Genomic DNA, 7,160 nt, shown 5'->3' with positions numbered 1-7,160 from the left:
ATCGCTCCCTGCAAACGACAATATCCTTGTCAAGGCAGGTGATTAATTAATTCAGTATATTGGCATGCGCTAATTATCTGGAGCTGCCCGAAAAAGATAGCTATTTATAGACGGTAACCAGTTAACAGCTGCGCCCGACGCGAGTCCTGGCGTGAAGCAAGATTCACAGTAGAGGAGGAAGAGACAATGAAAAGAACAGTATTTACTTTGTTGGCAGCAGTGAGCATGGGTGTTGCCCAGGCACAGCCGGGTACAGCGATGCCTGCTTACGGTTATGCGCCACCCATGCCCCGGCAGATGGCGCCCATGCCACCGCCGGCAGCACCGGCGTTTACCAAGGGCAGCCCTGCCGCAGTGCTGGAGGAAGGGATGGGGCGCCTGCTCAAGCGCCTGCATAGCAAGAACCTGGATACAGATTCCCTGCGGAAATACCTGGACAACGAAGTGGCGCCCTATTTCGATTTTGCCTACATGGCCAAATCCGCAGCCGGCAACATGTACCGCCACATGAGCGAAGGTCAGCGCGGCCGCATGGCGCAGCGTATCAAAGAGGAGTTCCTTTCCACCATGGTGCAGCGCCTGGTCAGCTACAACAACCAGACGGTCAACGTCGTTTCACAGCGTATGCATCCCAATGCCCGCACCGGCGTGGTGACCACCGCGATCCGTGGGCCGCAGGGTTATCCCACACGCCTGGATTTCCGTTTCTACAAGGCGAAGGATGGCTGGAAGGTGTTCGACGTGATGGCCAATGGTCAGAGCGCCGTGGTTCACTATCGCCGGCAGTTCCGCCAGACCATGTACATGCCCAGGGGGCGTGATCAGCGGCCGATGATCCGTCCTCACCGTCAGCTGTCCTCGGGATCCTGATCGCAGTACAGACAGGACTGAAGCGGAAAGCTGATGGCATCTCCACCGGGGCAGGGTTTGGGCAAGGGCATGATCTTTGCCGCCTGGGTCCTGCTGCTGGCGCTGCTGACACTGTTCTTTGGTGGTGTGCTGGAGCGGCGGGAGAACCCCAACAGCAATCCCGGCGGCAGGGTATCTGAGCAGGGCGTCAGGGAAGTCGTGCTGGAACGCAATGCACAGGGGCATTATGTCGCCAGCGGAACGATCAATGGCTATCCGGTGGTTTTCCTGCTCGACACGGGTGCGACAGACGTTGCCGTATCGGAAGCGCTGGCGGACCGGTTGGGCCTGGAGAAGCGGGGTGGGGCTTTCAGTCATACGGCCAATGGCGTGGTGGCTGTATGGCAGACCACGCTGGATCGAGTGAAGCTGGGCGTCATAGAATTGCGCAATGTGCGGGCCACGATCCTGCCGGATCTGAAACCTGCAGACCAGGTACTGCTTGGCATGAGCTTCCTCAAGAAGCTGGAGTTAATCCAGCGTGATGGTGTGCTGACTTTGCGCCAACTGTAGAAATCACTATAAAAAAGCCGGCATCACTGCTGATGCCGGCTTTTCTTGTTCGGGCGTTAGCCTTTTGTTACAGATTATCTGGACACGGCATCCTTGAGTGCTTTCAGCGCGGTAACCTTGACAGTAGTGCTGGCTGGCTTTGCTGCAATTTTTATGGCTTCACCGGTTGCCGGGTTGCGGCCCATGCGGGCTTTGCGGGCAGGCTTTTTCACACGGCGGATCTTCACACCGGTATCGGGAATGGCAAATTCACCGGAGCCGCGCTTCTTGATATGTCTGGTAATGAGATCGCCCAGGGAAGCGAACACGGCGGCAACATCCTTCTTGGATAAACCCGTGTCTTCAGCGATAGCGGTCAGAATTTCACTCTTGGTTTGCTTCTTGGCAATGGCGGTCAACTTTTTGGGAGCTGCTTGAACAGCAACTTTTTTGGTGGTCTTCTTTACCATCAGATTACTCTCCTCGTGTTTTCGGGTAATTCCGTAGCGAAACTTAGCATAATATTTTTTGTTGCCATAGTGAAAAAGTGGTTTCAGTTGACGTAAACGGCAAAATATCGCGTTATTTTCAGCATTTTTTGACTTTCCAGAAAGAAAAGCGCGAGAAGAGTGGTAACGGCCGGTGCTTTATTTGTCGTGTTCCTTTTTCAGTTCATCTATTTCCAGCTGCACTTTTTTCAGTTGTGATTCGAGTCTGGCCGTGCGGTAAAAATCCAGCCCCGGCACGCGCAAGGCGATTTTCAATTGCATGAGTGAAGCTTCCAGTGCACCCATCAGATAATAGTGCATGGCCATGAACTCATGGCTTTCGGCCTTGTTGCCAAGCGCGGCTGCTGCCTGCGCCAGGAGTTTGTAAGTCTGTGTATTCTCCGGTTGCAGGGATGCCAGCAGCTTCAGCTTCTTGTAGGCTTTGTCGGCCAGGCCAGCGCGCAGATAGAACTCGGACAGCGTTACCTGCAGGGGATAGCTCAATGGAAATTTGTGTGCGCTTTGTTCGAGGAGGTTAATGGCCTGTTTCTTGCGGCCGGCTTCCATGTGTGTGCGTGATGCCGTCACGACATACTCCAGTGTGTCGGGATGTTCCTGCATCAGCTTGTTCAGCTCGTCTGATGCTTCCCGGTAATGGTCAGCGCGCAGCAGTGCCAGGCTCAGTCCATAATGGGTGGCCGCTTCGTCCCGGTAGCGTCCTTCCTTGAGCAAGGTGCGGAAGTGCCTGATAGCTTCGTCCGGTTCTTCGAAGCTCTGTTGCCGCAGGCTGGCACGCAACAGCAGGTAACGGAGACTGTCAGGGCGTTGCCGGTAGGGAAATTTTTCTGCACGACCCAGGGAGTCTGCGATACGCGAGTTGGTTACCGGGTGGGTACGCAGAAATTCGGGGAGTTCGGTTCCGTAGCTCTTGTTGGCGCGGCCCATGCGGGCGAAGAAGGTGGGCATGGCGTGAGGGTCGTAGTCGGCATCGTGCAGGATATTGATGCCCAGGCGATCCGCTTCTTTCTCGTTCTGACGCGTGAAGTTGATCTGTTGCTGCTGCATTGCAGCCTGGGCGCCCATGGTTGCAGCGATGGCTGCATCGCCACCGGCGGTGGCACCAAGGATGATGGCGGCAAGCAGTGCCGCGCCCTGTACCAGACTCATGTTGCTGGCCGCATACCAGGCGCGCTGCAGATGCTTCTGGGTGACGTGGGTGATTTCGTGGGCGAGTACGGCGGCCAGTTCGCTCTCCGACTGGGTGGTGAGCACCAGGCCGGTGTACACGCCGATGTAGCCGCCAGGGCCGGCATAGGCGTTCACCTGGGGGCTGTCCACCAGGAAGAAAGTGAACTTCGAACCCTGCTCCTGGCTGTGCTCCACCAGGGAGTTGCCCAGTTTGTTGATGTAGTCGTCCATCAGGGGATCCGTGATCACCGGCTGGGTGGCACGGATATAGCGCATGAAGGTCTTGCCCAGCTGTTTCTCCTGGGCGGGTGTGAACAGGTTGCCGGATGCCGCGCCGATATCCGGCAGGTCATCGCCGCTGATGCTCCAGGCCTGCAGAGGCGTCAGGTTCAGGCATAGCCCGAGAACCAGGATGAGCAGGCGGTGATGAAGTTTGGCTTCAGGCATCAGTTCAGTTGTATGCGTTGTCCCCACGGGGGCTTCTCTTTTCCCTTGACTAACCATAGGACAGGGTAAGCAGGTGCAAGTTCGGGGAACCGTCCTTCCAGGTCGGAAAAATATACCAGTATCCCGGGTTTCACGGACTGCTCCTCTACCCATTGGAACACAGGACGGAAGTCTGTGCCGCCACCGCCGCTGATTTCGGTTTTCAGGGAGAGCTCTTCCCAGGGTTCGAAGATCCAGGGAGCATCTTCCGGAATGCTGGCATCGCAGGGGATGAGTGTAACGCGGGCACGCATCTGGCCCTTGAGCGCAGAGATTTCGGAAAGAAACTCCTGTATTTCCCTGTCCCGGATCGAGCCGCTGGTATCCACTGCCACCACCACATCCACCTCGCTGCTGTGCAGGGAAGGCAGGATGGCATCACCCTGGCTGCGGCGCGACTGGCGCATGTAGCTGTAATCGTCACGGGCGGCAGCCGTCATGTAGCGGGCCAGCAGCATGCGCCACGGCAGGCGGGGCTGCAGCAGATGATCGATCATGCGCGCCATGGCGCCGTCCATCTTGCCTGCCTGTATCGCCTGTTGAGCGGCGCCGGCCAGGCGTTGCTGCCATTGTACTTCCTGGGTTTCGCGTTCTTCCGGTGTCAGGGGTGGTGGAGGTTGTGGCTTGTCTCCGGGACGCGGTTGCTGCTGTTTCTCCTTTTCCTGTTCCGGTGGCTGTGGCGGAGGCTCCTGATCACCGCCGCCTTCGCCGCTGCCCTCGCTGTTTTCGTCATACAGGTGCTCGTCGATGGTTTCCTGGCTGTCGTCTTCTTCCAGCAGCGGGTAGATCTCCTCGGCGGTCATGCCCTTGTATTCATCCATGATCAGGGTGTCGTAGGGCGGTGTCAGCCCGTCTTCCACCAGCAGGGGATTGATGGCGTAGTCGCAGGCGAGGTTCCAGCGGTGCAGTACGCGGTGCTGCCGCCTGGAAAAATGGGAAAGGGCGCAGTGCAGTGCCTCGTGGGCGAGCATGAACTGGGTCTGGGCCAGGGTCAGGGAATTGATGTATTCCGGATTGTAGTAGAAGTGCCGGGCATCGGTGCCCGTGGTCCGGCACCAGTCGGGGTTGGCTTCCGTCATGGGCAGGCGCAGCACCAGCGCGCCGAGAAAAGGCTTGTCCAGGATCAGGCGCGTGCGTGCGGCTGCCAGCTTGGTCTGGATTTTCTCCCGGTCCAGTTCAGCCATAGAGCATGACTTCACCGATGGCGGTGGCCCAGTTTGTGAATTCCGGCACCTGGAACAGCTGATCACCAATGGCGCGGTGCAGGTCGGATACCAGCATGACTCCCATTTCCTTCTGGGGGAAACTGTTGGCATAGTCGAGGATATGGCCGATCACCTCGTTGGCATGGGGTTCCGCCCGTGCTCGAATGGCACGTCCCACCAGCGCGGCCGCCACGGCATACTGCAGGTCAACTTCGTCAGGAACCGGAACTTCCTTTCCCGTGACGATGTCGTCCAGATCCGGCATCTTGTCCAGGCTGTTGACGAAGGCGTGCAGCTCGATGCCCGCTGCCGGTCCGACGCAGGCCTGCAGGGTGCCCTGCAGCAGGTTGGGCTGGTTGCCGAATTTCTGCAGGCTGCGGTGAGCGAACTCCCAGGAGCGCGGGGAGGGGAAGACCACGGGATTGTGCGCCGGATCGAAATCGAACAGCAGTTCCGGGCGGAAGCGCAGAAAGGCGATGACCCGTTCATCGATACCGTTTTCCCATGCCCAGGCCACCCAGTCGTCCAGGTTGGTCTCCACCTCGAAATGGGAAAGGCGGTTGGCCAGGGGAGCGGGCATGGTATAGGTCACGCCGCGGTCGCCCTGGCGGTTGCCTGCGGCAAAGATCGCCCAGCCTTCAGGCACTTCATATTCCCCCAGCTTGCGGTCCAGGATGAGCTGGTAGGCGGCGGCGGATACGCTCGGGGGGGCAGAGGTTATCTCGTCCAGAAACAGGATGCCGGTGGGACCGTGGCGCTCTGCGTTGGGCAGTATGCCGGGCACTGCCCATTCCACGGTTTCACCGGCTCGGAAGGGAATGCCGCGCAGGTCACTGGGTTCCATCTGTGAAAGGCGGATATCGATGACCGGCACCTCGTGTTTTTGTGCAATTTGCGCGACTATCTGGGATTTTCCCACACCAGGTGGCCCCCACAGCATGACGGGTGTGTGATGTCCCTCGGTCGTGCTGGTGAATTCACGATCGAGAATGGTTAGCAACTGGGCCGGGCGCATGACGGGCTCTGTATATCAGGAAGTCCATGGAATGCATGGAAGGATGCGGAGTCGGCGCCAAAAGGTCAACCTTTGCGCGCATGAGGGTTTATGGACCCGATAACATACTGTAAAATATCGTGGTTTTTTCTTGATCAGTCCTCATAGGCTGTATTTATACCAGAATATGCCGGAGTGACTTGCCAGACATAAGAAAAACAGAGTATTCTAATGCCAGTATTCACCACCCCGGTTCTGGGACTGCGTGGTGAATGATACGTGAAACAAGATTATTGTGGCAGTTTGCAAGGCGTGGCAGAATAGCCGGCCTTTGACTGTAAAGTATTAACGCAAAAAATTTCGGAGACCGGATATGAACCAGTTTTACTACGATGCCGTTACCAAGATGGAAAGCATGGGTGTCGATGATGAGTATATCCTGGGTTGGCAGGCAGGTTTTCTGCATCACCCCGAGCGTGAAGAGCAACGTCTGAACGAAGCCTATGAAGCAGGCTATGCCGACGGCGGAGAGAAAAACCTGGACAACCTGGACAAATGGGTTAAAAGCTGACAGCTTGAATCCGGTTACAACAACAAAGGCGGGGTTTTCCCCGCCTTTGTTGTATCTGCATTCCCGCTATTCAAACAGGTCCCGCATTGCCGGGGCAATCTTGCGGTCGATTTCCGGGCCGTCCCTGTCCATGACCTGATCGATCACCCAGCGGTTTTCCTGGGAATCCCCCATGATCTGCTGTATCTCATATCCCAGATGGCGCAGAAAGGGATAGGAGGGGCCGTCGGCGGTGTAGCTGTATTCCGCGTATTCCGACGCCCGCTGGTTGATCAGCTCGAAAAATGGTTGTACATAGTCTCCGGGACCGAACAGATCGAGGCTGTTGTCCTGGATGATGCTGCCCTGCTTTTTTGCTACGGCGGTCACCAGCAGTTGGCGGTCTTCATCTGACAGCTCCAGTTCCTGTCTGGCAAGTCGGTCCATGATCTGCAGCTGAAAGATCAGGTATTCTATGATGACGTCCATGCGCTGTTTGTCGTTTTCATAGACAAAGTCTTCGCCATGCAGGTTGATGGCTTTGCTCTGGGCCAGGCGCCAGCTGATAAAGGCCAGTGCGCCGGCGATCTCGTCCAGCGAGTGATCATGGTCCTTGTTCCAGCGGCTCTTTATGCGCAAGGGTAATGCCACAACAATTCTCCTTTTGAGTCCTGTGGGACTTTCTGCTATAAGAATAGTCGACTATTTTACTCAAGAATTGCCTTCACATGAACCATTCCCTCGAAAAAATCCGCAGCCAGGTGCAGCACAACTGCCATATTGCGGATGCCCGCCATGGTGGTGATTACACTATGTGCACTTATCTTTTGAACTAGAGTTTAGAGTAA

The 7,160-nt window shown here is 56.7% G+C and carries 9 protein-coding genes; 4 read left to right on the top strand and 5 right to left on the bottom strand.

Translation table 11 applies throughout. From position 1 onward, the window contains the following. Positions 1–186: 186 nt before the first annotated feature. Positions 187–870 carry an MlaC/ttg2D family ABC transporter substrate-binding protein gene (locus ACOCD2_RS09450; protein WP_293647012.1) on the top strand — a complete coding sequence of 228 codons (684 nt, stop codon included), beginning with the start codon at positions 187–189 and terminating at the stop codon, positions 868–870. A 33-nt stretch (positions 871–903) separates the two neighbouring features. Further along, positions 904–1,422: a retropepsin-like aspartic protease family protein gene (locus tag ACOCD2_RS09445; protein WP_293647010.1), complete on the top strand. Its 519-nt coding sequence runs from the start codon at positions 904–906 to the stop codon at positions 1,420–1,422. Between the two features lie 74 nt (positions 1,423–1,496). On the opposite strand, the gene ACOCD2_RS09440 is transcribed toward ACOCD2_RS09445, so the two are convergent. The 4 genes from ACOCD2_RS09440 to ACOCD2_RS09425 form a co-directional block, all read right to left on the bottom strand. Next, positions 1,497–1,871 carry an HU family DNA-binding protein gene (locus tag ACOCD2_RS09440; protein ID WP_293647008.1) on the bottom strand — a complete coding sequence of 125 codons (375 nt, stop codon included), beginning with the start codon at positions 1,869–1,871 and terminating at the stop codon, positions 1,497–1,499. Between the two features lie 177 nt (positions 1,872–2,048). After that, positions 2,049–3,524: a M48 family metalloprotease gene (locus tag ACOCD2_RS09435; RefSeq protein ID WP_293647006.1), complete on the bottom strand. Its 1,476-nt coding sequence runs from the start codon at positions 3,522–3,524 to the stop codon at positions 2,049–2,051. Further along, on the bottom strand, positions 3,524–4,747 hold the full coding sequence (locus ACOCD2_RS09430) for a DUF2201 family putative metallopeptidase (RefSeq protein ID WP_293647004.1): 1,224 nt from the start codon (positions 4,745–4,747) through the stop codon (positions 3,524–3,526). The genes ACOCD2_RS09435 and ACOCD2_RS09430 overlap by 1 nt, the downstream gene beginning before the upstream one ends. Beyond that, the gene (locus ACOCD2_RS09425; protein WP_293647002.1) at positions 4,740–5,783 is read right to left on the bottom strand and encodes an AAA family ATPase; all 1,044 of its coding nucleotides are present in this window, start codon (positions 5,781–5,783) and stop codon (positions 4,740–4,742) included. The genes ACOCD2_RS09430 and ACOCD2_RS09425 overlap by 8 nt, the downstream gene beginning before the upstream one ends. Positions 5,784–6,135: 352 nt before the next feature. Between ACOCD2_RS09425 and ACOCD2_RS09420 the strand changes: the two genes are divergently transcribed. Further along, entirely contained in the window at positions 6,136–6,333 is a 198-nt protein-coding gene (locus tag ACOCD2_RS09420; protein ID WP_293647000.1) for an Alvin_2107 family globule sulfur oxidation protein, read from the top strand. A gap of 66 nt (positions 6,334–6,399) precedes the next feature. Here the strand turns inward: ACOCD2_RS09420 and ACOCD2_RS09415 are convergent, their stop codons facing one another. Then, positions 6,400–6,963 (bottom strand): hypothetical protein, encoded by a 564-nt coding sequence (locus ACOCD2_RS09415; RefSeq protein ID WP_293646998.1) that lies wholly within the window; start codon positions 6,961–6,963, stop codon positions 6,400–6,402. A 128-nt stretch (positions 6,964–7,091) separates the two neighbouring features. Here ACOCD2_RS09415 and ACOCD2_RS09410 point away from each other — a divergent pair, with 128 nt between their 5' ends. Beyond that, positions 7,092–7,148, top strand: a complete 57-nt coding sequence (locus ACOCD2_RS09410) for a hypothetical protein (protein ID WP_368857513.1) — start codon at positions 7,092–7,094, stop codon at positions 7,146–7,148. Positions 7,149–7,160: the final 12 nt, after the last annotated feature.

This window comes from Thiolapillus sp., from assembly GCF_048562965.1.
In the GTDB taxonomy this organism is placed as follows: Bacteria; Pseudomonadota; Gammaproteobacteria; order Chromatiales; family Chromatiaceae; genus Thiolapillus; species Thiolapillus brandeum_A.
This window is presented reverse-complemented; position numbering and strand designations above follow the sequence as displayed.